The sequence below is a fragment of the Streptomyces sp. GDS52 genome, from assembly GCF_052246875.1.
Taxonomy (GTDB): domain Bacteria; phylum Actinomycetota; class Actinomycetes; order Streptomycetales; family Streptomycetaceae; genus Streptomyces; species Streptomyces cathayae.
Window position 1 is genome coordinate 739,170 of the sequence record NZ_CM125966.1, and the last position, 24,501, is coordinate 763,670.

Below are 24,501 nucleotides of genomic sequence, written 5' to 3' on the forward strand. Positions count from 1 at the left end.
CGGTCGGGCTTCACCGGGCGGGAAGCGGCCTCCCGGAAACAATTCCGGCAAACGTTATCACCGCACAACTGCCGAGCATCGGCTCATTCACACTCAAGTATGTGATGTCCGACATTGACAAGGGCGCGTGCTTGGGTGAAATTTCTGGAGAACGTTTTCCCACGCTATGGCCCAGGGATGCGGGCGGTGATGTCCGCTCCTGTGGTCGGCGACAGCGATTCCGTACGTGTCGATGCCCCCGGCAGCGCGGCGGGGGCCGCTGCCACCTCCGGCGCCGGAGACGTGAGCCGACGCACCCTCCGCAGTGGCCCGCCCGCGGCCGCCGCTGCGGAGTTCCATCTCCTCACAGACCCGCTAGAGCGAAGGGGCTCTTCCGATGACCAGGAAAATCATCCTCGACTGCGACCCCGGGCACGACGACGCCATCGCACTGCTGCTGGCGCACGGCAACCCCGACATCGACCTGGTCGCCGTCACGACCGTGGTCGGGAACCAGACGCTGGAGAAGGTGACCCGCAACGCCCTGTCCGTGGCGCGCATCGCCGGGATCACCGGTGTGCCCTTCGCCGCCGGCTGCCCGCGACCGCTGGTGCGGGCCATCGAGACAGCGCCGGACATCCACGGCGAGACCGGTCTGGACGGACCGGTGCTGCCCGAGCCGACCCTCGAGCTGGACCGCCGGCACGCCGTCGACCTCATCATCGACACGGTGATGTCGCACGAGCCCGGCGAGATCACCATCGTCCCGACGGCGGGCCTGACCAACATCGCCCTCGCCGCGCGCAAGGAGCCCCGCATCGTCGAGCGGGTCCGCGAGGTCGTCCTGATGGGCGGCGGCTACCACGAGGGCAACTGGAGCGCGGTCGCCGAGTTCAACATCATCATCGACCCCGAGGCCGCCCACATCGTCTTCAACGAGAGCTGGCCGGTCACCATGGTCGGTCTCGACCTGACGCACCAGGCGCTGGCGACGCCCGAGGTCGCCGAGCGGATCGCCGCGGTCGGCACCAAGCCCGCCAAGTTCGTCGGCGAGCTGCTGGACTTCTTCGGCGCCACCTACAAGGAGGCGCAGGGCTTCGAGCACCCGCCCGTGCACGACCCGTGCGCGGTCGCGTACGTGATCGACCCCTCCGTCATGACGGTGCGCAAGGCTCCCGTGGACGTCGAGCTCAGCGGCGGTCTGACCCTGGGCATGACCGTGACGGACTTCCGCGCCCCGGCCCCGGCCGACTGCCACACCCAGGTCGCGGTCGAGCTCGACCGCGAGCGGTTCTGGGACCTCGTGGTGGACGCCCTCGAGCGGATCGGTGACGTCGAGGCATGAGCGCACCCACCACTCTGAACCGGCCCGGCGAGGCGTCGGGCCGGCGCACGACCCGGGTGGGCGTGCTGATGGTCGCGCTCCTCGCGGCCTGTTTCGCCTTCCAGCTCAACGCGAGCATGCTCAGCCCCGCGCTGAAGAACATCGAGGAGAGCTTCGGCGCCAGCTCGGCCGAGATCGGGCTCACCCAGACCGCGTTCTTCACCTCGGCGGCCCTGTTCTCGCTCTTCCTGCCCCGGCTGGGTGACGTCCTCGGCCGCCGCAAGGTCCTGGCCGGCATGCTGGCGGTCATGGCCGTCGGCTGTGTCGTGGCCGCACTGGCGCCGAGCGTGCCCGTGCTCTTCGTCGGCCGCATCATCCAGGGTGTGTCCGGCCCGGTCGTCCCCCTCTGCCTGATCATGCTGCGGCAGGAGGTGAGCGAACCGAAGAAGTACGGCACCCTGCTGGGCGTGATCACCGCCGTCAACGGCGGCATCGCCGGTGTCGACGCCCTCGCCGGGGGCTACCTCGCCGACACCTACGGCTTCCGGTCGGTCTTCTGGACGATGGCCGTCGTGGCGGTCCTCGCCACCGTGCTGGTCGCCACCCTGACCCCCGAGACCAAGGCGCCCAACGCGACCCGGATGGACTGGCCGGGTGTCGCGCTCCTCGTCGTGTCCGTCGGCGCACTGCTCACCGCGCTGAACGAGGCCGGCAAGCTCGCCGACGCCCACTGGCTCCTGGTCGCCGTCCTCATCGTCGTCGGCGCGGTCGCCTTCGCCCTGTTCTGGCGGACCGAAGACCGCAGCACGCACCCGCTGGTCGCCACCCGGCACCTGAAGCAGCGCTCGACCTGGGCGACCCTGCTGACCACCCTGCTCACCATGACGGGCGTGTTCGCCGTCATGAACGGACTGATCCCGGCGCTCGCCCAGGACGGGAACGCCGGACTCGGCATGGGCGCCGAGCAGTCCGCGTGGTGGACCCTCACCCCGTACGCCCTGGCCGGTCTGGCCATGGGGCCCCTCGCCGGCCGGCTCGCCGCCACCTTCGGGTACGGCCGCGTCCTGCGGCTGGGGCTGATCGGGGCCGTGGCGGGTGTGCTGCTGATGATCCTCACGATCGACTCCCAGTCCCGCCCCATGCTGCTGCTGACCTCGATCCTGGTCGGCATCGCCTACGCGGGTGTGGCGAACATCGTGCTCAACGGGCTCGGCATCGTCCTGTCCCCCAAGGACAACCCGGGCTTCCTGCCCGGTCTCAACGCAGGGGCGTTCAACCTCGGCGCCGGTCTCAGCTTCGCACTGCTGTACGCGGTCAAGACCGCGGCCCTGCCGGACGACCCCACGTCGCCCGCCGACTACACCGCCGGCATGATCGCCGGAGTGGTCATCCTGGCCGCCGCCTTCGCGACGTCCTTCATGATCCCGAAGCCGGTGGAGGCCGAGACCCGCGACTGATCCGGACCTTCCGGCACCGCCTCGCTCCGGCGGCACCCGGTGCGGCGACATGACGACGGCCCGCGGCACGGGCCGGGAATTCCTCCCGGTCCGTGCCGCGGGCCGTTCGCCGTTCGCCGTTCGCCCGCCGACTGCCCCGGCCCGCCCCTGCGCGCGCTCAGGACACCCGGCACCACGAATTCGTCTCACATGTCGATACGAGCTGACTGGCACGTGAGATGTCTGAGAGCCTTGAAATGCCTGTACCGTGCACACGACCTTCCCCCGGGGAAGGCTCCTGCTGTCGGACGGACCGTCGGCGGCACACCGCCGGCGTCTGTTCTCCGCCCTCGTGCGAAAGACCGAGAAATGCCCGCACCAGCCACCACCCCAGCCCCGGCGCCCGTCAACTCGCGGTCCCGTGTCCTCGTCGCGAGCCTCATCGGCACGACGATCGAGTTCTACGACTTCTACATCTACGCGACCGCCGCGGTCCTGGTCTTCCCCTCGCTCTTCTTCCCGAACAGCGACCCGACCACCGCACTGCTGTCGTCCTTCGCGGTGTTCGGCGCCGCCATGGTCGCCCGCCCGATCGGCGCCGTCGTCTTCGGACACCTCGGCGACCGGCTCGGCCGCAAGGGCACGCTGGTGGCCTCGCTCCTCACCATGGGCATCGCCACCTTCCTCATCGGCGTGCTGCCCACCTACGCGCAGGCCGGCTGGATCGCGACCGCGCTGCTGGTGCTGATGCGGCTCGCCCAGGGCTTCGCGCTGGGCGGGGAGTGGAGCGGCGCCGCGCTGGTCGCCACGGAGAACGCGCCGAAGAACAAGCGCGCCCTCTACGGCACGTTCCCGCAGCTGGGCGCCCCGCTCGGCTTCATCATCGCCAACGGCCTCTTCCTGATCATCGGCGCGCTGCTGCCGTCCGCCGCGGGCGCCGACCCGTCGCAGCCCTCCGAGGCCTTCCTGAGCTGGGGCTGGCGCATCCCGTTCCTGTTCTCGGCCGTGATGGTCGCGATCGGCCTGTGGGTGCGGATGCGTCTGGTCGAGGCACCGGTCTTCGCCAAGACCCAGGAGGCCGGGCTGGTGCGGAAGCTGCCGCTGGCCACCGTCTTCCGCAACCACTGGAGGCAGCTGGTCCTCGGCACCTTCTTCATGCTGGCGACGTACGTGCTCTTCTACCTGATGACCACGTTCTCGCTGAGCTACGGCCGTACCGCGACGGACGCCGCCGTGCCCGGTCTGGGGTACAGCTACACCACCTTCGTCCTGATGATGATCTTCGGGGTGCTGTTCTTCGCCGCGTTCACCCTGATCTCGGGTCCGCTCGCCGACAAGTACGGCCGCCGCGCCACCCTGATCTGGGTCACCGTCGGAATCCTGGTCTTCGGGCTGGTGTGGGTGCCGCTGATCGGCCTGGGCACGCTGGGCGTGGTGCTGTGGCTGGTGCTCGGCTTCACGCTGATGGGCATGACCTTCGGCCCGATGGGCGCGCTCCTGCCGGAGCTGTTCCCGACGAGCGTGCGCTACACCGGTTCCGGCATCTCGTACAACGTCAGCTCGATCCTCGGCGCGGCCGTCGCCCCGTTCATCGCGGTGGCGCTGTGGGAGGCCGCCGACGGCTCGCCGCGGCTGGTCGGCGTCTACCTCTCCGCGATGGCACTGCTGACCCTGGTCGCCCTGCTCATCGGCAAGGAGACCAAGGACACCGCCCTCGACGAGGGCGAGGCCACCGCCGACGCCGCCGTCGGCCGGGACGAGGTCCCCGCCGCCACCGCGGCCCGCTGAACCCGTCCGGCGTTTCACCGCGGCCCCTTCCCTCGTGCGAGGGAGGGGGCCGCGGTGTCTTCTGTACGGGCGCCGTCGGACAGCGCCCGTGGACACACGAAAAAGGGCCGCGACCGTAAGGTCGAGGCCCTTGCATCCGTATCGTCACTGCGAGTGTCCGAGGGGGGACTTGAACCCCCACGCCCGATAAAGGGCACTAGCACCTCAAGCTAGCGCGTCTGCCATTCCGCCACCCGGACCAGGTGTGTGCCGCCGTGTCAGGGGCGTTCCCCTCGGCGACGTGGACAACCATACCAAGGTTTCGCAGTGCCTTTCACCTGCGTTTCCGTGCCCCGGGCAGGGGTTGCTCGCCCTGCCCGGAGCACGGGGTGCGGGGCTCGTCAGGGCATGAGGTGGTACTCCGGGAAGTTGCCCGGCAGCCGCTCTCCCGCCGGACCCTGTGTCACGGCGCGGACCAGCAGCTCGCCGCCGACGAACGCGCCGCGCCAGGAGGCGCCGAACCCGCCGAACAGTTCGTCCCGGTCGCCACGGGAGCGCGGGGTGCCGTGGCCGACCTTGAACGCGCGGATCTGCGGGGCGAGTCGGTCGTAGGTGGCCCGGTCGTCCGTGGACAGCGTGGCCACCAGTGCGCCGTTGGACGCGTTCATGGCGGCCAGCAGCTCCGCCTCGGTGTCGACCAGGACGATCGTGTCGACCGGCCCGAACGGCTCCGCGTGGTACAGCGGCGACGACGGGGGCGGGTCCAGCAGCGTGACGGGCTGGACGTACGCCGAGGTGTCCTGGCCGGGCAGGAAGCGGGCGTCCGCCTCCTCGCCGTGGTGCAGCGGTACGGCGCCGCGGTCGACGGCCTCGGTGATCTGGTCGCGCAGTTCCTTCGCCTTGGCCGCGTTGATCACCGGCCCGAAGTCCAGCCGCGGGCAGGGGTCGTCGGGGTGCTCCACGGCGAGCGGGTGGCCGATCCTGAGCGTGCGCACCGCGGGGAGGTACGCGGCCAGGAACTCGTCGAACAGCCGGCGCTGGACGACGAAGCGCGGATACGCCGTGCAGCGCTGCTTGCCGTAGTCGAAGAGCTTGGGGACGACCGCCGCGAGCGCGTCCCAGTCCGAGTGGTTCCAGATGCCCCAGGTGTTGAGGCCCTCCTGTTCGAGGATGTGCCGCTTGCCGAGGTCGGCGACGGCCGTGGCCACCGCGGCGCCGGTGTCGCGGCCGCCGACGAAGGAGACGCAGCCGATCTCGGGCGCCCGCAGCAGGGCCTCCGACAGTTCGCCCCCGCTGCCGCTGACGAGGGTCACGGGGATCCCCTCGCGGGCGGCGAGCGCCGCGGCCAGGGTCAGACAGGCGACGCCGCCGTCGGTCGGGGTCTTGGCGATGACCGCGTTGCCCGCCAGCGCCTGGACCAGCAGGGCGTGGACGAGCACGCTCATCGGGTAGTTCCAGCTCGCGATGTTGGACACCGGCCCGTCCAGCGGGGCCCGGCCGGCGACCATGGCGTCGATGCCGTCGACGTACCAGCGCACGCCGTCGATGGCCCGGTCGACGTCCGCCTGGGCGAGCCGCCAGGGTTTGCCGATCTCCCAGACGAGGAGGAGGGCGAGCAGTTCGCGGTGTTCGGTGAGGGCGTCCAGGGTGGCGGCGACGCGGGCGCGGCGTTCCGGCAGCGGGACGTGCCGCCAGGCGCGGTGCTGGTCGAGCGCGGCACGTACGGCGTCCTGGGCGGTGGCCCGGTCCAGGCGCGGCGGGCCGACGACGGGGCTGCCGTCGACGGGGCTGACGGCGGGCAGTGTGCTGCCGTCGGCCTGCCAGGCGGCGTTCCAGAGGTTGAGGACGCGGTCGTCCCGGAAGGCCTCGGGGGCGACGGCGAGGCAGCGCTGCCAGGCGTCGGTCCAGGAGGTGCCGGCTTTGAGGGTGAGAGTGGGTGGGGTGAGGGTGGATGCCATGCGGTTCGCTCCGCTCTCGGTGCACAGTCGAGAGGAGGGGGCCCGGGGGCCGCCCTTGGACAGATGTGCGGCCGGGGTGTGGGGGTGGGTCACCGTCCGGCTTCGAGGACGGCGAGTACGTGTCGTGCCGTTTCCGTGGGTGTGCCACCCACCCGGACGCCGACGGCTTCCAGGGCGTCCTTCTTCGCCTGCGCCGTGCCCGAGGAGCCGGAGACGATCGCGCCCGCATGGCCCATGGTACGGCCCTCCGGTGCGGTGAAGCCCGCGATGTAGGCGACGACCGGCTTGGTGACGTGCTCGCCGATGTAGGCGGCCGCGCGCTCCTCGGCGTCGCCGCCGATCTCGCCGATGAGGACGACGAGGTCGGTGTCGGGGTCCTCCTGGAAGGCGGCGAGACAGTCGATGTGGGTGGTGCCGACGACGGGGTCGCCGCCGATGCCGACGCAGGTCGAGAAGCCGATGTCCCGCAGTTCGTACATGAGCTGGTAGGTGAGCGTGCCGGACTTGGAGACCAGTCCGATGCGGCCCGGTTTGGTGATGTCGGCGGGGATGATGCCGGCGTTGGACTGCCCGGGGGTGATCAGGCCGGGGCAGTTGGGGCCGATGACCCGGGTGCCCTTCTGCCGTGCGTACGTGGTGAAGGCGACGGAGTCGTGGACGGGGATGCCCTCGGTGATGACGACGGCCAGGCCGATGCCGGCGTCGGCCGCCTCCACGACGGCGGCCTTGGCGTGGGCGGGCGGTACGAAGACGACCGTGACGTCGGCTCCGGTCGCCTGTATGCCGTCGGCGACCGATCCGAAGACGGGCACCGCACGGTCGTCGAAGTCGACGGTCCGGCCGGCCTTTCGGGGGTTGACCCCGCCGACGACGTTCGTGCCGGCGGCGAGCATCCGCCGGGTGTGCTTCATGCCCTCGCCGCCGGTCATGCCCTGGACGAGGACCTTGCTCTCCTTGGTGAGGTGGATCGCCATGTCCGCTCTCCTCAGGCTGTGGTGGCGAGTCGGGCCGCGCGGTCGGCGGCGCCGTCCATCGTGGTGACCTGTTCGACCAGCGGGTGGGCACGCTCGTCGAGGATGGCCCGGCCCCGGGCCGCGTTGTTGCCGTCGAGGCGTACGACGAGCGGTTTGGTCAGCCGGACGGTGTCCAGGGCGCGGACGATGCCGTCGGCCACCGCGTCGCAGGCGGTGATGCCGCCGAAGACGTTGACGAAGACGGACTTCACGGCCGGGTCGGAGAGGATGACGGACAGTCCGTCCGCCATGATCTGCGCCGACGCCCCGCCGCCGATGTCGAGGAAGTCGGCGGGGCGGGCCCCGCAGCCGGCGACGACGTCGAGGGTCGACATGACCAGGCCGGCGCCGTTGCCGATGATGCCGACCTCGCCGTCCAGTTTGACGTAGTTGAGGCCCTTCGCCGCCGCGGCCGCCTCCAGCGGGTCGGCGTGGGCCGAGTGCTCCGCTCCCCACCGGGCCTGGCGGAAGCGGGCGTTGTCGTCGAGGGTGACCTTGCCGTCCAGGGCCATGATCCGTCCGTCGCGGGTGCGGACGAGCGGGTTGACCTCGACGAGCAGGGCGTCCTCGCGGACGAGGACCTCCCAGAGCCGGACGAGGACGTCGACGGTCTGCGGCGGGAGGCCCGCCGTCTCGGCGATGCGGGCCGCGGTCGCCGAGGTGACGCCCTCGACGGGGTCGACGGGGATGCGCGCGACGGCCTCGGGGCGGGCTGCGGCGACCTCCTCGATGTCCATGCCGCCCTCGGCGGAGGCGATGGCGAGGAAGCGGCCGGCCGCGCGGTCGAGGACGTAGGAGACGTAGAACTCGTCCTCGATCTCCACGGGCTGGGCCAGCATGACCTCGCCGACCGTGTGCCCCTTGATGTCCATGCCGAGCATCTGGCGTGCCGTCAGTTCGGCGGCGGCCGGGTCGGCGGCGAGCTTGACCCCGCCCGCCTTGCCGCGTCCGCCGGTCTTGACCTGTGCCTTGACGACGACGCGGCCGCCGAGCCGGCGGGCGATCACGCGGGCTTCCTTGGGCGTGTCGGTGACCTCGGCCTTCGGCACCACGATGCCGTGTTCCTCGAAGAGTTGCCTTGCCTGGTGTTCGTACAGGTCCATCTCGGCTCCTGTCTGCGAAGTCGCCGGAAGGTCGCTGGGAGAAGCCGGGGTCCGGCGTGGGAAAAGTGGCGCGCACCCCCTGGACACCACTCATGGGATGCGGGATAACAAGCTTCATACAGTATTCGTCGACTGTATGCAATGTACTGCGAGAGCGGTGCGCGAGTAGTGCGCGAGTAGTTCGCGAGAGCGTTCCCACCCCCTATGAAGGGACAGGACTTCGCCATGCCCGACGACACACAGGACCTGATCTCAGGCGGTCACCTCGTCGCCAAGGCCCTCAAGGCCGAGGGCGTCGACCGCATCTACACGCTGTGCGGCGGCCACATCATCGACATCTACGACGGCTGCGTGGACGAGGGCATCGAGGTCGTCGACGTACGTCACGAACAGGTGGCCGCGCACGCGGCCGACGGCTACGCCCGGATCACCGGCAAGCCCGGCTGCGCGGTCGTCACCGCGGGCCCCGGCACCACCGACGCCGTCACCGGCGTCGCCAACGCCTTCCGCGCCGAGTCGCCGATGCTGCTGATCGGCGGTCAGGGAGCCCTGACCCAGCACAAGATGGGGTCCCTGCAGGACCTGCCGCACGTCGACATGATGAACCCCATCACCAAGTTCGCGGCGACCGTGCCGGACACGGCACGCGCGGCGGACATGGTGTCGATGGCCTACCGCGAGTGCTACCACGGCGCGCCCGGCCCCTCCTTCCTGGAGATCCCGCGCGACGTCCTGGACGCCAAGGTCCCGGCGTCCGCGGCACGCGTGCCGCGGCAGGGCGCCTACCGCGCCTCGACGCGCTCGGCCGGCGACCCCGAGGCCGTCGAGAAGCTCGCCGACCTGCTGACGCACGCCGAGAAGCCGGCCATCCTGCTCGGCAGCCAGGTGTGGACCACCCGCGGGACCGAGGCGGCCGTCGAACTCGTCCGCGCCCTCGACATCCCCGCCTACATGAACGGCGCGGGACGCGGCACCCTGCCGCCCGGCGACCCGCACCACTTCCAGCTGTCACGCCGGTACGCCTTCACGAACGCCGACGTCATCGTGATCGTCGGCACGCCCTTCGACTTCCGCATGGGCTACGGCAAGCGGCTGTCGCCGACGGCGACCGTCGTGCAGATCGACCTCGACTACCGCACCGTCGGCAAGAACCGCGACATCGACCTCGGCATCGTCGGCGACGCGGGGCTGGTGCTGAAGTCGGTGACCGAGGCGGTGTCCGGAAGGATCAACGGCGGTGCCTCCCAGCGCAAGGAGTGGCTGGACGAGCTGCGCGCGGCCGAGCAGACCGCGCTGGAGAAGCGGCTGCCGCAGCTCAGGTCCAACGCCTCGCCCATCCACCCCTACCGGCTGGTCAGCGAGATCAACGACTTCCTCACCGAGGACTCGATCTACATCGGGGACGGCGGCGACATCGTCACCTTCTCCGGGCAGGTCGTCCAGCCCAGGTCGCCCGGCCACTGGATGGACCCGGGCCCGCTGGGCACCCTCGGCGTCGGTGTCCCCTTCGTGCTCGCGGCCAAGCAGGCCCGGCCCGACAAGGAGGTCGTCGCCCTCTTCGGCGACGGTGCCTTCTCCCTGACCGGCTGGGACTTCGAGACCCTCGTCCGCTACGACCTGCCCTTCGTCGGCATCGTCGGCAACAACTCCTCGATGAACCAGATCCGTTACGGCCAGGCCGCCAAGTACGGCAAGGAACGGGAGCGGGTCGGCAACACCCTCGGCGACGTCCCGTACGACAAGTTCGCGCAGATGCTGGGCGGTCACGGCGAGGAGGTCCGCGACCCCGCCGACATCGGCCCCGCGCTGCGCCGGGCCCGCGAGTCGGGCAAGCCGTCCCTGATCAACGTCTGGGTGGACCCGGACGCGTACGCCCCCGGAACCATGAACCAGACGATGTACAAGTGAGGTGCACGCCCATGACCGCCAAGGCACTTGACGGCATCCGCGTCCTGGACATGACGCACGTCCAGTCCGGGCCCTCCGCGACCCAGCTGCTGGCCTGGCTCGGCGCGGACGTCGTCAAACTGGAGGCCCCCACCGGGGACATCACGCGCACACAGCTGCGCGACCTCCCGGACGTCGACTCCCTCTACTTCACGATGCTCAACTGCAACAAGCGGAGCATCACCCTCAACACCAAGACCGAGCGCGGCAAGGAGATCCTCACCGAGCTGATCCGGCGCTCGGACGTCATGGTCGAGAACTTCGGACCGGGCGCCGTCGATCGGATGGGCTTCACCTGGGACCGCGTCAAGGAGATCAATCCACGGATCGTCTACGCCTCCATCAAGGGGTTCGGCGAGGGCCCGTACACCGACTTCAAGGCGTACGAGGTCGTCGCGCAGGCCATGGGCGGGTCGATGTCGACCACCGGTTTCGAGGACGGGCCGCCGCTGGCGACGGGGGCCCAGATCGGGGACTCGGGCACGGGCATCCACGTGGTGGCGGGCATCCTCGCCGCCCTGTTCCAGCGGGAGCACACCGGGCGCGGGCAGCGGGTGAACGTGGCCATGCAGCACGCGGTGCTCAACCTCTGCCGGGTGAAGCTGCGCGACCAGCAGCGCCTGACCCACGGTCCGCTCGCCGAATATCCCAACGAGGACTTCGGCGACGAGGTTCCCCGGTCCGGAAACGCCTCCGGCGGCGGGCAGCCCGGCTGGGCGGTCAGGTGCGCGCCGGGCGGACCGAACGACTACGTGTACGTCATCGTGCAGCCCGTCGGCTGGAAGCCGATCAGCGAGCTGATCGGCCGGCCGGAGCTGGCCGAGGACCCCGACTGGGCGACCCCCCGGGCACGGCTGCCCAGGCTGGGCAAGATGTTCCAGCTGATCGAGGAGTGGTCCTCGACGCTGCCCAAGTGGGAGGTGCTGGAGCGGCTGAACGCGCGCAACATCCCGTGCGGGCCGATCCTGTCCACCAAGGAGATCATCGAGGACGCCTCGCTGGCCGCGAACGGGATGGTCGTCACCGTCCCGCACCCCGAACGCGGCGCGTTCGTCACCGTCGGCAGCCCGCTGAAGCTCTCCGACTCCCCCGTCGACGTGGTCGCCTCCCCACTGCTCGGCGAGCACAACGAAGAGGTGTTCGTCGGCGAGCTCGGAATCGGCGACGAGGAACTGCGTCTGCTCAAGTCGAACGGGGTGATCTGAGTGATGGCCGAGGACCGCACGCTCCGGGTGCGCGCACTGCTCGACGCGGTGCGCGCCGACGGGCGCACCGCCCTCACCGCGCCCGAGGGCAAGGTGCTGGCGGACGCGTACGGGATCGCCGTACCGGGTGAGGAGCTGGCGACGGACGTCGAGGAGGCCGTGGCGTACGCGGCGCGGTTCGGCGGGCCCGTCGTGATGAAGATCGTCTCACCGGACATCCTGCACAAGACCGACGCCGGCGGTGTGATCGTCGGTGTGGAGGGCGCGGCCGATGTGCGGGCGGCGTTCTGCCGGATCGTGGAGAACGCGCGTGCCTACGACCCCGCCGCCCGGATCGACGGTGTGCAGGTGCAGGAGCTGCTGCCGCAGGGGCAGGAGGTCATCGTCGGCGCGGTCACCGATCCGACGTTCGGGAAGGTGGTGGCGTTCGGGCTCGGCGGGGTGCTCGTCGAGGTGCTCAAGGACGTCACCTTCCGGCTCGCGCCGGTGGAGGCCGACGAGGCTCTGTCGATGCTGGACTCGATCCGGTCGGCGGAGATCCTGCGCGGGGTGCGCGGCCGGGAGGGCGTGGACCGGTGGGCGGTCGCCGAGCAGATCCGCCGGGTGTCGCAACTCGTCACGGACTTCCCGGAGATCGCCGAGGTGGACCTCAACCCGGTGATCGCCACCCCGGGCGGGGCCGTCGCCGCGGACATCCGGGTGATCCTGTCCACCGAGACGCCCAGGGAGCGCCGCCAGTACTCGCGCGAGGAGATCCTGACCTCGATGCGGCGGCTGATGCAGCCGCGTTCGGTGGCGGTGATCGGCGCCTCCAACGAGGCGGGCAAGATCGGCAACTCGGTGATGCGCAACCTCGTCGACGGCGGTTTCGCCGGGGAGATCCACCCGGTGAACCCCAAGGCCGATGACATTCTGGGCCGCAAGGCGTACAAGAGTGTCACGGACGTCCCCGGTGAGGTGGATGTGGCGGTCTTCGCGATCCCCGCCAGGTTCGTGGCCGCGGCGCTGGAGGAGGTGGGGCGCAAGAAGATCCCGAACGCCGTCCTCATCCCCTCCGGGTTCGCCGAGACCGGTGAGCACGAACTCCAGGACGAGATCGTGGCGATCGCCGAGCGGCACGGTGTCCGGCTGCTCGGGCCCAACATCTACGGCTACTACTCGACCTGGCAGGACCTGTGCGCCACGTTCTGCACGCCGTACGACGTCAAGGGCGGGGTCGCGCTGACCTCGCAGTCGGGCGGCATCGGGATGGCCATCCTGGGCTTCGCCCGCACCACCAGGACGGGTGTGTCGGCGATCGTCGGGCTGGGCAACAAGTCGGACCTGGACGAGGACGACCTGCTGACCTGGTTCGGGGAGGACCCGCGCACCGACTGCATCGCCATGCACCTGGAGGACCTCAAGGACGGGCGGGCGTTCGTGCGGGCCGCGCGGGAGACCGTGCCGAAGAAGCCGGTCGTGGTCCTGAAGGCGGGGCGTACGGCGGCGGGCGCGAAGGCCGCGGGCTCGCACACCGGCGCCCTGGCGGGTGACGACGCCGTGTACGACGACATCCTGCGGCAGGCCGGTGTGATCCGCGCGCCGGGTCTGCACGACATGCTCGAGTACGCGCGCGCGTTGCCGGTGCTGCCCACCCCGAAGGGCGACAACGTCGTGATCATCACGGGGGCGGGGGGCAGCGGGGTGCTGCTGTCGGACGCGGTGACGGACAACGGGCTGTCGCTGATGGCGATCCCGCCGGATCTGGACACGGCGTTCCGGGCGTTCATCCCGCCGTTCGGGGCGGCCGGCAACCCGGTGGACATCACCGGGGGCGAGCCGCCGTCGACGTACGAGGCGACGATCCGGCTGGGTCTCGAGGACCCGCGCATCCACGCGCTGGTCCTCGGTTACTGGCACACGATCGTCACGCCTCCCATGGTGTTCGCCGAGCTCACCGCGCGGGTGGTGGCCGAGTTCCGCGAACGGGGCGTCGAGAAGCCGGTGGTGGCGTCGCTCGCGGGTGACGTGGAGGTCGAGGAGGCGTGCCAGTACCTCTTCGAGCGGGGGGTCGTGGCGTACCCGTACACGACCGAGCAGCCGGTGGCCGTGCTCGGCGCGAAGTACCGCTGGGCGCGTGCGGCGGGGTTGTTGGGGGGCGGTTCATGAGATGAGCGGAAAGGGGCCGGCCGACGGTGCGCGTCGGCCGGCCCCGGGACCCGAATGCGCACGAAAGGCATGGGACAGGGGGCGCTGGCCAGAACTTTCGACGCAAGGGGTGCAACACGACATGACAACGACTGATCTACGTAGTCCGGTTCCCTACCGGGAGGTGGCCGACGCGAACGGACGCGTCTACCGCCTCGGTGAGACCGACGTCGACATCATGGGCCGCAAGCGCAAGTGGATGGTCATCCTGCCCTGGGTCGGCATGATGGGCATCAGCTCGGCGGAGTACGCGTTCGCGTCCGCCGAGGACACCCTGCACACGGCTCACTCGTGGAGCAGCGCGCACATCTTCTGGATGCTGGGGGTCTGGGTCTTCTTCCAGGCGGCGGTGGCCTTCCCGGCGGGCAAACTGCGGGAGAGCGGCCGGCTGCCGGCCCGCTGGGCGATGATGTGCGGTGCGGTGGGTACCCTGCTGGGCTATCTCTCGCTCGCCTTCGCACCGCATGTGATCGTCGCGTATCTCGGCTTCGGCATGTTCAGCGGTATGGGCGCCGGCATGGTGTACGCGACCTGCGTGAACATGGTCGCCAAGTGGTATCCGGAACGCAAGGGCGGCAAGACCGGCTTCGTGAACGGCGGTTTCGCCTACGGTTCGGTGCCGTTCGTCTTCCTCTTCACCGGCTTCATGGACCTCACCAACTTCCGGTGGGTGCTGGTCTCCGTGGGTGTGTTCCTGGCCGGTGTGGTGGCGGTGTCCGGCTACTTCTTCAAGGACCCGCCGAAGAACTGGTGGCCGGCCGACATCGACCCGCTGAAGAAGCCGACCGACGCACGCACCCGGCGCGCGCTGGAGAAGAACCCGCCGGCCGTGCACCAGTACACCCCCAAGGAGGCGTGGCGGACCGGCCGGGTGGCGCTGATGTGGTTCTGCCTGCTGTGCACCTCGGGCGTGAACATCTTCGGCATCGCCTTCCAGGTGCCCTTCGGCGACGACGCGGGCTTCGCCGGAGGCATCGTGGCGACCGCCATGTCCCTGAAGGCGATCGTCAACGGCACCGGCCGCGGTGTCATCGGCTGGCTCTCCGACCGGTACGGCCGCAAGCAGTGCCTGATCTTCGTCTGTATCGTCCTCGGGCTGTCCCAGTACGGCATCCTGTTCTCCGGGAACATCGGGAACCTGCCGCTGTTCCTGCTGTTCTCGTCCATCTCCGGCTTCGGCGGCGGTGCCATCTTCCCGATGTTCGCGGCGATGACCGCCGACTACTTCGGTGAGAACAACAACGCCTCCAACTACGGCCTGGTGTACTCCTCGAAGCTGGTCTCCGGTCTGCTCGGGTCCGGCATGGGCGCCGTCGTGGTGGCCACCTGGGACTACGCGGGCGCGTTCATCCTCGCCGGTTCGATCTCCCTGTTCGCCGGTTGCGTGGCCGTGTTCCTGCATCCCCCGGGGCGGCCGAAGGCCCGCATCGTCCCGAACCCGCAGCCGCTCGGTGACGAGACGGCCTGACCCCTCCGGTCGCCGCCGACGCCGCATACCGTCCCTGCTGCGGAGTACCGCACGAGAGTTTCGTCCACACGGACCGGGCGGCCCCTCCCGCAGCATGCGGGAGGGGCCGCCCGGTCCGTGTTCCCGGTCAGCGGCGCCGCCGGCGCAGGGCCGCCAGGTTGTCGTAGCTGATCTTGGCCTCGCGCAGCGACTGCCCGGGGTCGGTGTCGCTCGGGGCGGTGTCGTCCTCGACCATCGGGTTGCGGTAGTTCCGCTCCCCGACCCGGGAGAAGAACGTCGTGTAGTCGATGACGCCGGTTCCGAAGGGCACCATCTCGTAGCCCATGCCGTTGGTCGTGCTGACGACGCCGTCCTTGGCGTGGAACAGCGGGTAGCGCTTGTTGTGGCGGGCGACCAGGCCGGCCGGGTCGAAGACGTTCCTGCGGGTGGAACCGTCGTGGGCGGTGTACGTGTGGAACTTGTACTGGGCGACATGCGCCCAGAAGATGTCCATCTCCAGCCAGACGAGCTTCGGGTCGGTGACCTTGAGGAAGTACTCCAGCTTCCGGATGCCCGAGCTGCGGGTCGGCCGGCCCTGGTCGTCCAGCGGTCCGCCGTCGAGCAGGAAGCCGTAGGCGCCGTCGTGGTTGTGGGTGTAGAGCTTGATGCCCTCGCGGCGGGCGATCGCGCCGAGGGCGTTCCACTTGTCGGCGGCCACGTCCCAGTCGGCGCGGTGGGAGCTGCCGGTGGGGTCGCCGCCGGTGCCCATGTGGTCCAGGCCGAGGATGTTGGCGATCTCCAGGTGCTTCTTGAAGGTCTCCTTGTCCGCCGTGGTCAGCGGCCAGGAGGACGGGATGAAGCCGTGGTTGCCCTGGGCGCGCAGGCCGTAGTCGTCCAGCCAGCGGCGCAGCAGCTTCGCTCCCGCCACGGACTCCAGGCTCGCCCCTCCGGGTGCGTTCGCGTGCTGGTTGTAGCCGGCGAACTCCACCTGGCGGTAGCCGTGGCGGGCCAGCTGCTTGAACACCTCGCGGAAGCCGGAGGGCAGGTCGGTGGACAGGGGGTCGCGGCCGGTGGCGTCACGCACGGTGTAGAGGATGATGCCGCGCTTGTGCGGCGGGACGAGCACCTGCCCGCCGCGGTCGTGGCCGTGGTCGTGCCCGTGGTCGTGGTCTCTGCCGCGGTCGTGGGCCAGGGCGGGGGCGGCGCCGAAGACGGGGAGCGCGACGGCTCCGGCCGCCACGGCGGTGCAGGTGCTGAGGAAGCGGCGCCGGTCCACGCCCAGGGAGCGGCGCAGTCCCTCGTCCGGGGCATCGGCGGCCGAGGCGGTGACGGCCTCGGTGCGGGAGGGGTCGGAGTACGGGGTCACAAGTGGCCTGCCTTCTCGGTCGTGGCCGGTTCCGGTGCCGCCGGGACCGGCCGTTGTCAGTGCCGTGTGTTTCACTCTCCGTAGCTGGATCGCTGGATCTCGGAGGCGTCTGTGTGGTGGTGCGTCCGTCGTGGTGGGGCGTCAGCCGTGGTGGTGTGTCAGCCGAGTCCGGCGAGCCGGAGCAGGAGTTGTTTGACATCGGTGGCCGCGACGCGGTCTCCGACGGCACGGGGGGTGGAGCAGATGAGGAGCGGACCGTCGTCGTCGCTCGCGGGGAGGCGGCCGTGGCTGCCGCGAATAGGTGTGGGGTCCAGGGGCACGACCGCCATGCGATAGCGCATGCCGAGTTTCTTGCGCGCCAGCGCGGTGGCCGCCTTGACCTTGACGTACGGGTCGAGGGGATCCATGAAGAGTTCGACCGGGTCGTAGCCGGGTTTGCGGTGGATCTCGACGAGCTGCGCGAAGTCGGGCGCGCGGTCGTCGTCGAGCCAGTAGTAGTACGTGAACCAGGCGTCGGGTTCGGCGACGGCGACCAGTTCGCCGGCGCGCGGGTGGTCGAGGTGGTGCGCCTTCTTGCCCTCGTCGTCGAGGAGTTGGTCGATGCCGGGGAGCCCTTCGAGGGCGGCCCGGGTGGCGTCGAGGTCCTCGGGGCGGCGCACGTAGACGTGGGCGATCTGGTGGTCGGCGACCGCGAAGGCGCGCGAGGCCATCGGGTCGAGGTACTCCATGCCGTCCTGCGTGTGCACCTCCAGCAGGCCCGCGCGGCGCAGGGCGCGGTTGATGTCCACGGTCCGGTTCACCCGGGTGATGCCGTACTCGGACAGGGCGACGACGGTGCGGCCCTCGGCACGTGCGTCGTCGAGCAGCGGGGCCAGGGCGGCGTCCAGGTCCGCGGCGGCTTTCAGGGAGCGGGGGTCGTCGGGGCCGAAGCGCTGCAGGTCGTAGTCGAGGTGAGGGAGGTAGCACAGGGTCAGGTCGGGGTGGCGGGTGCGGTTGATGTGGCGGGTCGCGTCGATGATCCACCGGCTGGAGACGAGGTCCGCGCCGGGGCCCCAGAAGTGGAAGAGCGGGAAGGTGCCGAACTTCTCGGTGAGTTCGTCGTGCAGGGCGGACGGCCGGGTGTAGCAGTCGGGTTCCTTGCGGCCGTCGGCGTAGTAGACCGGGCGGGGGGTGACGGTGATGTCGGTGTCGGCGCCCATGGCGTACCACCAGCAGATGTTGGCGACGGTGTAGCCGGGGTGGGCACGGCGGGCGGCGTCCCAGAGTTTGTCGCCGGCGACGAGGCCGTTGTGCTGGCGCCACAGCAGGACGTCGCCGAGTTCGCGGAAGTACCAGCCGTTGCCGACGATGCCGTGCTCGGAGGGGAGGGTGCCGGTGAGGAAGGTGGACTGGGCGGCGCAGGTGACGGCGGGCAGCACGGTGCCGAGCGGGGCGCGGGAGCCGGACTGGCCGAGGGCCTTGAGGTGGGGCATGTGGTCGAGGAGACGGGGGGTGAGACCGACGACGTCGAGGACGAGGAGGGGGGTGGGGTCGGCGGCGCGGTCCGTTGTGGGGTCCGGGGTCAAGGGAGTTCCTTCAGGCCTAGGTCCGTCAGCAGGTCGCGGGCGAGGGTGAGTTCGGCGGCGATGCCGTCGGCGAGCTGGGCGCGGCCCCGGGGCCGCAGCTCGGGCGGGAGGGCCTGCCAGGTGTAGGTCTCGACCTCGAGGTGGCGGGTGAGCGGGTGCGAGCCGCCGACGAGCCGGGTCAGGGCGGATTTCAGCACGGGCAGCGTGGAGGTGAGGGGCGCGGTGGGGGCCGCGTGCAGCGGGACGTGGAAGTGGGCGCGCCAGGGTGCCGCGTCGGGCAGGGTGTCGCCGGCCAGGGCTTCGGCCAGGTCGTCGGTGCCGCGCGGGCCGGCGGCGGTGGACGTGCGGGTCTGGTGCAGGAAGCGGGGTTCGGCGAAGGCCGCCAGGGCCTCGCGGACCTCGGGGAGGTGGGGCTGTTCGGCGTGCAGTGCGGCGGACAGCTGGGACTTGACCACGGGGACACCGGCCCGGGTCAGGTCGTCCAGGGCGGTGTGCGGGTCTTCGAAGGAGGTGGCGAGGTGGCAGGTGTCGACACAGATGCCGATGCGGTCGTGGCCGATCGCGGTGAGCGGTGCGATGGCGTCGTGGGTGGTTTCGACGACGCAGCCGGGTTCCGGCTCCAGGGCGATGCGGATCGAGCGGCCGGTCAGCTCCTGGAGCGCGTCGAGGCGTTCGGCGAGGGTGCGCAGGGCGGTGCGGGCCGTCTCCGCTCGCTGCCCGTCGTAGGCGGTGCGCCAGGCCAGCGGCAGGGTGGAGATGCTGCCGTCGGGGACGTCGTCGGGGAGCAGTCCGGCGAGCAGGCGGGCCAGCGAGGTGGTGTGCTCCAGGCGCTCGGGGTCGGCCCAGTCCGGCTTGTAGACGCGGTACTTGACCTCCTCTGCGCCGAAACCCTCGTAGGGGAAGCCGTTGAGGGTGACGACCTCGAGGCCGCGCCGGTCGAGTTCGCAGCGCAGGCCGCGCAGCGCGGACGGGTCGGTGACCAGGGCGTGGGCGGCGTCCTTGGCGAGCCACAGGCCGATGCCGAGCCTGTCCCGGCCGAGGCGGCGCCGGACGGGCTCGCAGTGGTCCCGCAGCTGGGCGAGGACGCCGTCGAGGGTCTCGGCGGGGTGGACGTTGGTGCAGTAGGCCAGGTGGACGGTGGAGCCGTCGGGGTGGCGGAAACGCATGGCTCACGCCTCCGCGGCGGGGGCGCCGGCGGCCCGCGCGGGCTCGTCCCTGGGCGCGCCGCGCAGGATGGAGTTGCCCTCGTGGGTGGCCTCGGTGGCGGTGACGTCGAGGGCGAGCCGGCCGCTGAGTCCGTAGAAGGCGACGGGGTTGCGCCACAGCACCCGGTCGACGTCGTCGTCGGTGAAGCCCTCGGCGAGCATCAGGTCGGCGACCTTGCGGGTCTTGAGCGGGTCGCTCTTCCCCCAGTCGGCCGCGGAGTTGACCAGGACCCGCTCGGGGCCGTGGGCGCGCAGGATCGCGACCATCCGCTCCTCGTCCATCTTGGTGTCGGGATAGACGGAGAAGCCCAGCCAGCAGCCGCTGTCCTTGGCCTCCTTGACGGTGGTCTCGTTGAGGTGGTCCATCAGGACGCGGTCCATGGGCAGCGCGGACTCCCGGACGACGTCGAGCGTGCGGCGCAGACCGGCGAGCTTGTCGCGGTGCGGGGTGTGCACCATCGCGGGCAGGCCGTGGTCGGCGGCGAGCTGGAGCTGGGCGGCGAGCGCGGTGTCCTCGGCGGGGGTCATGGAGTCGTAGCCGATCTCGCCGACGGCCACGACGTTGTCCTTGACGAGATACCGGGGCAGCAGGTCGAGGACGGGCGTGCAGCGCGGGTCGTTGGCCTCCTTGGGATTGAGCGCGAGGGTGCAGTGGTGGGCGATGCCGTACTGGGCGGCCCGGAAGGGTTCCCAGCCCAGGAGGGCGTCGAAGTAGTCGAGGAAGGAGGCCGGCGAGGTGCGGGGCTGGCCGAGCCAGAAGGCGGGCTCGACGACGGCGCGGACACCCGCCGCGTACATGGCCTCGTAGTCGTCGGTGGTCCGCGAGGTCATGTGGATGTGGGGGTCGAAGAGGCGCATCATGACTCCTTGCCGTGGGGGTGGCGGGCGTCGCGGGCGTCGCGGTGGTCGTCCGTGGCGGGCGTCGGGGTGGCGGACTCGGGCCGGATCAGGGCCTGTACGCGGTGCAGGTCCTCCGGGACGGGGCGGCCCGCGGCGGTGCGTTCGTCGGCGTAGTCGCCGAGCATGCGGGCGAGTTCGCCGTCGCCCCGGGCGCGCCGGGGCAGGTCCGTCACCCGGTCCACGTCGACGCCGGTGAACAGGCACTTCAGTACGGCGTGCCGCCAGGCGTGGGCGTCGAGGTGCCGGGCGCAGTACGGGCCGACGGCGGCGGAGACGAGCCGGGTGTCGTTGGTGCGCAGCGCGTCCTCGAGGAGCGGGCGGGCCTCGGGGCCGGGCACGAGGTGGGGCAGGGCGTGCAGGACGGCCCGGCGTTCGTCGGCGGTGCCCTGGTGGTACACCCGGGTCAGCGCCTCGAGGTCGGCGCGGGCCGCGTGCAGGATCAGGACGCGGGCGGCATCGGCGTGGGCAGGGCCGCAGCGGCGGCCGGCCTCGGCCAGGCGCAGCTCCCAGACGGAGATGGGCCCGTGGGTGCCGGGGCGGCCGGCCGCCTCGTCCAGGGCCTGGTCCAGCCAGGCGCGAGCGGCCGTGTCGAGGCGGGCGGAGAGAGAACGGTGCAGTTCGGCGAGCGGGGTGACGGCGGGGTGGAGCGGGGTGGCGGGAGCGGCGGGGGTGGTGCCGTCGGCTGCCGGGGCCGCCGAGGCTCCCGGAGGGCGGGGGGCCGCCTCGGGGCCGCTCAGGGTGGCTGCCTCCGGGGTGGCCGGGGTGGCACGGGGGTGGTTCACGGGGTGCTGCTCCCTTCGGGGGTGGCGGAGGGATCGCCGGGTGGGGGCGCGGGGGCGGGAGCCGTGCCGGCGCCGATGGTGGTCGCGGCGGTGTGGGCCGCGGCGTGGAGGAACGGGAGGGAACGGGCCGCGAAGTGGGGGCCCGCGTGGGAGTGGCGGGGCAGTTCGACGACGGTCAGGCCCTGGTAGCCGGTGGCGGCGAGGGCCGCGAGGAGGGGCGGGAAGTCGATCTCGCCGTCTCCGAAGGGCAGGTGTTCGTGGACGCCGCGGCGCATGTCCTCGATCTGGACGTGGCGCAGCCAGGGGGCGGCGTCGCGTACGCAGTCGGCGGGAGGGAGGGGTTCGAGGCACTGGCAGTGGCCGAGGTCCAGGGTGAGGCCGAGGGGTTCGGGGTCACCGAGCGTGCGGCGCAGGTGGTGGAAGTCGGCGAGGGTGGCGAGGAGGTGGCCGGGTTCGGGTTCGACGGCGAGCGGGACGCCGGCGGTGGCGGCGGCGTCCAGGACGGGGGTGAGGGTCTCGGCGAGGCGTTCCCAGGCGGTGTCCTCGTCCGTGCCGTCGGGGAGGGTGCCGCTGAAGCAATGTACGGCGTGCGCTCCGAGGTCGGCGGCGACGCGGACCGCCCGCAGGAGGAGGTCGACGCGGCGGGCGCGGTCGTCCGGGTCGGGGTCCAGCAGTGACGGGCCGTGCTTGCGGCGGGGGTCGAGCACATAGCGGGCGCCGGTCTCCACGGTGACGCCGAGCCCGAGCGCGTCCAGCCGGTGCGCGACCCGGCGGGTGCGGGCGGCGAGGTCCGGGGCGAGCGGGTCGAGGTGCATGTGGTCGAGGGTCAGTCCGACCCCGTCGTAGCCGAGGTCGGCGAGGAGGGCGAGGGCGTCGTCGAGCCGGAGGTCGGCGAGGCCGTTGGTGCCGTAGCCGAAGCGGAGCGGGGGCGAGGGGACGCCGTTCGGGTTCCGGCTCACGTGATGCTCACCTTCCTCATGGCGGACCTCCTCGCGAACATCCGGCCGGCCGGGGCCAGGGCCGCGACGAGCAGGGAGGTGACGGCCGAGCCGGAGCGGGCGGCGAGCGCGGCCTGGAGCGGGATCGTGGCCCGGATGCCGCTCCCGACGGCGCGTTGGGTGAGTGGGGGCGAGGGGTTGAGCGTGGCGTGGAGGTAGGGCCGGGCGGCCGTGGCGGCGTAGGCGGCGCCCAGGGCGGTGGCGAGGACGACGGTGGCCCTGGGCAGGCCCTCGGCCGGGCTGGAGCCCGGCAGGCCGGGGGCGGCTGCTGCCCGCCGGCCTGCCGGGGGTCGGGTGGGGCGGGCGGCCAGTCGTGTCAGCGCCCCCGTCGTCGCGAGGGCCGCCAGCGGCGCCAGGACCGAACCGCCGGTGGTCTCCCGGCGGGAGACGGCCGTGACCGCGAGGGTGTGCGTGCCGAGCAGTGCGGCGGAGGGCAGGGCGGACCGGGTGTTGCCGCCGGTGGCGGCCGCGCCCAGGAGCAGGTCCAGTCCGCGGGCGGCGGCCATGGCCGCGGGGCCGGCGGGGGTGTGCTTCAGGGCGAGGTCGTAGGCCCAGACGGTCGCCGCCAGGGGCGCGGCCACCGCGAGGGCGGGGCGTCCCGCGGCGGCGGCGAGCGCCAGTCCGGCGCCGGTGAGGGCACCGGCGGCGGTGAGGGCGGCGGCCGGGCGGATGCGGCCGGACGGAAGCGGGCGGTGCGGGCGTTCCACGGCGTCCTCGGCGCGGTCCGCCCAGTCGTTCAGGGCCATGCCGGCCTCGTACAGGCACAGGGAGGAGCCGATGGCGAGCAGGGTGCGGGGCCCGGGGCGCGCGCCGGCCGCCGCCGCCCCGGCCAGGGCGTCACCGGGGACGGTGAACAGCGCGGGCAGCCGCAGCAGTTCGGCCCAGGCGCCCGCGCGGCCGGAGCGGGGGCGGGAGGTGCGGGGCGCGGGGCCGGGGAGGGGCGGGGCGGCGTGCCCGGGGGTCGGGCCGTCCGCCGCTGCCGCCCCGGCCGACGCGGGCGTGTCCCGCGTCGGGGCGGCCGGGCGGTTCATCGCCGCACCCCGCGGTCGTCGGTGCCGTCCCGCAGCCGCCCCGCGAAGCGCCTCAGCTCCGCGTACTGCTCGGCCAGCGAGGACGGGCCGTCCCCCACCGGGTCCTTGAAGTAGAAGCCCAGCTCGCTCAGCGGGCCGGACAGGCCCCGCTGCCGGGCGCGGACGGTCAGCCGGGCCAGGTCGAGGACGAGCGGCGCGGCGAGCGCCGAGTCGCAGCCCTGCCAGGTGGTCTGCAGGATCATGCGGGCGCCGAGGAAGCCGTCGAAGGCGATGTGGTCCCAGGCCGTCTTCCAGTCGCCGAGCGCGGGGACGTCGTCGATGTGGACCTCGCCCTCGGGTGTGGTGCCGAGGGTGTCGGCGAGGACGCGGTCCTTGCCGGCGTTCTTGGCGGCGGCGGCCGCGGGGTCGGCGAGGGCGGCACCGTCGCCGCCGCCCAGGAGGTTGGTGCCGGACCAGGCCCGCACGGCGAGGGCGCGCTGCAGGAACATCGGGCCGAGCACGGAGCGCAGCAGGGTCTGCCCGGTCTTGCCGTCGCGGCCCGCGTACGGCAGGCCCGAGGACTCGGCGAGCGGGGCCAGCGCCGGGTGGTGCAGGCCCGTGGAGGGGGTGAAGTTGACGTAGGGGCAGCCGGCGCGCAGGGCGGCCGCCGCGTAGCGGGAGCTCGGCGGCAGGGAGCCGTCGGTGGGAGCGGGCTCGGTGGAGGCGACGTTCACCACGACGGCGCCCGCGAGGCCCTGGCGGTGCACGAAGTCGCGGATGTCGGCCGCGAACACGTCGATCAGTTCGTCGTCCTGGCGGCCCGATCCGCCGTCCGTGTCACCGGGCAGGGGGCCGCCGGGTCTGATCTCCCGGTCGGCGGCGACGAGTTCGGCGTGCACGGCGGAGGGCAGGCCGTGCGGCAGGACGCCGCCGGCGGCGAGGTGCTCGGCACGTTTGGGCAGCGGGCAGTCGACGGTGTCGTGGCCGCCGAAGACGAGGGAGGACAGCGGCGGCAGGCCGCACGAGGTGAAGTCGGGGGTCTCGGTGACCATGCCGGTCGGCGGGTGGAGTCCGGCGGTGACGGCGGCGCAGCCCGCGATAGCGGTCGTGGCCACGGATCCGCGCGCCCCGACGAGCCAGACGCCGAAACGCGGGGCCGGGGAAGGGGAAGGGGCGGGGGAAGGGGCGGGGGTGGTGGGGAGGGACGGTCCGGCGGACATGGGCAGCCTCCTTGTCGTACGCGAACCGGGTGTGAGCGCCGGAAGCGGGCCCGCAAGGGCCCGGCGGGGTGCCGGGCACGGGGCCCGGC

The 24,501-nt window shown here is 71.9% G+C and carries 18 protein-coding genes and 1 tRNA gene; 7 read left to right on the forward strand and 12 right to left on the reverse strand.

What is annotated here, in order from left to right:
- Positions 1 to 376: 376 nt before the first annotated feature.
- From uriH to ACTWJ9_RS03415, 3 genes are all read left to right on the forward strand, one after another.
- Positions 377 to 1,324: a uridine-preferring nucleoside hydrolase UriH gene (gene uriH / locus ACTWJ9_RS03405; RefSeq protein ID WP_279332535.1), complete on the forward strand. Its 948-nt coding sequence runs from the start codon at positions 377 to 379 to the stop codon at positions 1,322 to 1,324.
- Complete coding sequence (gene uriT / locus ACTWJ9_RS03410; protein WP_443295180.1) at positions 1,321 to 2,760, forward strand: uridine transporter UriT; 1,440 nt, start codon at positions 1,321 to 1,323, stop codon at positions 2,758 to 2,760. The genes uriH and uriT overlap by 4 nt, the downstream gene beginning before the upstream one ends.
- Positions 2,761 to 3,108: 348 nt before the next feature.
- On the forward strand, positions 3,109 to 4,527 hold the full coding sequence (locus ACTWJ9_RS03415) for an MFS transporter (protein ID WP_279332537.1): 1,419 nt from the start codon (positions 3,109 to 3,111) through the stop codon (positions 4,525 to 4,527).
- Between the two features lie 154 nt (positions 4,528 to 4,681).
- On the opposite strand, the gene ACTWJ9_RS03420 is transcribed toward ACTWJ9_RS03415, so the two are convergent.
- The 4 genes from ACTWJ9_RS03420 to sucC all read right to left on the reverse strand — a co-directional run bounded on the left by ACTWJ9_RS03420 (position 4,682) and on the right by sucC (position 8,580).
- Positions 4,682 to 4,766, reverse strand: a tRNA-Leu gene (locus ACTWJ9_RS03420).
- A 141-nt stretch (positions 4,767 to 4,907) separates the two neighbouring features.
- Positions 4,908 to 6,464 (reverse strand): aldehyde dehydrogenase family protein, encoded by a 1,557-nt coding sequence (locus ACTWJ9_RS03425; protein WP_279332539.1) that lies wholly within the window; start codon positions 6,462 to 6,464, stop codon positions 4,908 to 4,910.
- Between the two features lie 89 nt (positions 6,465 to 6,553).
- Complete coding sequence (gene sucD, locus ACTWJ9_RS03430) at positions 6,554 to 7,438, reverse strand: succinate--CoA ligase subunit alpha (RefSeq protein ID WP_387041361.1); 885 nt, start codon at positions 7,436 to 7,438, stop codon at positions 6,554 to 6,556.
- A gap of 11 nt (positions 7,439 to 7,449) precedes the next feature.
- Entirely contained in the window at positions 7,450 to 8,580 is a 1,131-nt protein-coding gene (gene sucC, locus ACTWJ9_RS03435) for an ADP-forming succinate--CoA ligase subunit beta (RefSeq protein WP_387041358.1), read from the reverse strand.
- A 225-nt stretch (positions 8,581 to 8,805) separates the two neighbouring features.
- On the opposite strand from sucC, the gene ACTWJ9_RS03440 reads away from it, so the two are divergent.
- From ACTWJ9_RS03440 to ACTWJ9_RS03455, 4 genes are all read left to right on the forward strand, one after another.
- A complete protein-coding gene (locus ACTWJ9_RS03440) occupies positions 8,806 to 10,488 on the forward strand; it encodes a thiamine pyrophosphate-binding protein (RefSeq protein WP_279332542.1) in 1,683 nt (560 codons plus the stop codon).
- Positions 10,489 to 10,499: 11 nt separating this feature from the next.
- Positions 10,500 to 11,732 carry a formyl-CoA transferase gene (gene frc, locus ACTWJ9_RS03445; protein ID WP_279332543.1) on the forward strand — a complete coding sequence of 411 codons (1,233 nt, stop codon included), beginning with the start codon at positions 10,500 to 10,502 and terminating at the stop codon, positions 11,730 to 11,732.
- 3 nt (positions 11,733 to 11,735) lie between these two features.
- Positions 11,736 to 13,880 carry an acetate--CoA ligase family protein gene (locus ACTWJ9_RS03450; RefSeq protein WP_387041353.1) on the forward strand — a complete coding sequence of 715 codons (2,145 nt, stop codon included), beginning with the start codon at positions 11,736 to 11,738 and terminating at the stop codon, positions 13,878 to 13,880.
- 121 nt (positions 13,881 to 14,001) lie between these two features.
- Positions 14,002 to 15,387 carry an OFA family MFS transporter gene (locus tag ACTWJ9_RS03455; RefSeq protein ID WP_279332545.1) on the forward strand — a complete coding sequence of 462 codons (1,386 nt, stop codon included), beginning with the start codon at positions 14,002 to 14,004 and terminating at the stop codon, positions 15,385 to 15,387.
- A 127-nt stretch (positions 15,388 to 15,514) separates the two neighbouring features.
- Here ACTWJ9_RS03455 and ACTWJ9_RS03460 read toward each other — a convergent pair whose 3' ends face one another.
- From ACTWJ9_RS03460 to ACTWJ9_RS03495, 8 genes are all read right to left on the reverse strand, one after another.
- Complete coding sequence (locus ACTWJ9_RS03460) at positions 15,515 to 16,732, reverse strand: sugar phosphate isomerase/epimerase family protein (protein WP_279332546.1); 1,218 nt, start codon at positions 16,730 to 16,732, stop codon at positions 15,515 to 15,517.
- Positions 16,733 to 16,890: 158 nt separating this feature from the next.
- A complete protein-coding gene (locus tag ACTWJ9_RS03465; RefSeq protein WP_443295181.1) occupies positions 16,891 to 18,297 on the reverse strand; it encodes a nucleotide pyrophosphatase/phosphodiesterase family protein in 1,407 nt (468 codons plus the stop codon).
- Positions 18,294 to 19,463 (reverse strand): metabolite traffic protein EboE, encoded by a 1,170-nt coding sequence (eboE, locus tag ACTWJ9_RS03470; protein WP_387041845.1) that lies wholly within the window; start codon positions 19,461 to 19,463, stop codon positions 18,294 to 18,296. The genes ACTWJ9_RS03465 and eboE overlap by 4 nt, the downstream gene beginning before the upstream one ends.
- A 3-nt stretch (positions 19,464 to 19,466) precedes the next feature.
- Positions 19,467 to 20,360, reverse strand: a complete 894-nt coding sequence (locus ACTWJ9_RS03475) for a TatD family hydrolase (RefSeq protein ID WP_279337856.1) — start codon at positions 20,358 to 20,360, stop codon at positions 19,467 to 19,469.
- A complete protein-coding gene (locus ACTWJ9_RS03480; protein ID WP_443295847.1) occupies positions 20,360 to 21,139 on the reverse strand; it encodes an EboA domain-containing protein in 780 nt (259 codons plus the stop codon). The genes ACTWJ9_RS03475 and ACTWJ9_RS03480 overlap by 1 nt, the downstream gene beginning before the upstream one ends.
- A gap of 41 nt (positions 21,140 to 21,180) precedes the next feature.
- Positions 21,181 to 22,143 carry a sugar phosphate isomerase/epimerase family protein gene (locus ACTWJ9_RS03485; RefSeq protein WP_279332551.1) on the reverse strand — a complete coding sequence of 321 codons (963 nt, stop codon included), beginning with the start codon at positions 22,141 to 22,143 and terminating at the stop codon, positions 21,181 to 21,183.
- A complete protein-coding gene (locus tag ACTWJ9_RS03490; RefSeq protein ID WP_279332552.1) occupies positions 22,140 to 23,213 on the reverse strand; it encodes an SCO3242 family prenyltransferase in 1,074 nt (357 codons plus the stop codon). The genes ACTWJ9_RS03485 and ACTWJ9_RS03490 overlap by 4 nt, the downstream gene beginning before the upstream one ends.
- Positions 23,210 to 24,412: an inositol-3-phosphate synthase gene (locus tag ACTWJ9_RS03495; RefSeq protein ID WP_443295182.1), complete on the reverse strand. Its 1,203-nt coding sequence runs from the start codon at positions 24,410 to 24,412 to the stop codon at positions 23,210 to 23,212. Before ACTWJ9_RS03495 ends, ACTWJ9_RS03490 begins: the two co-directional genes overlap by 4 nt.
- Positions 24,413 to 24,501: the final 89 nt, after the last annotated feature.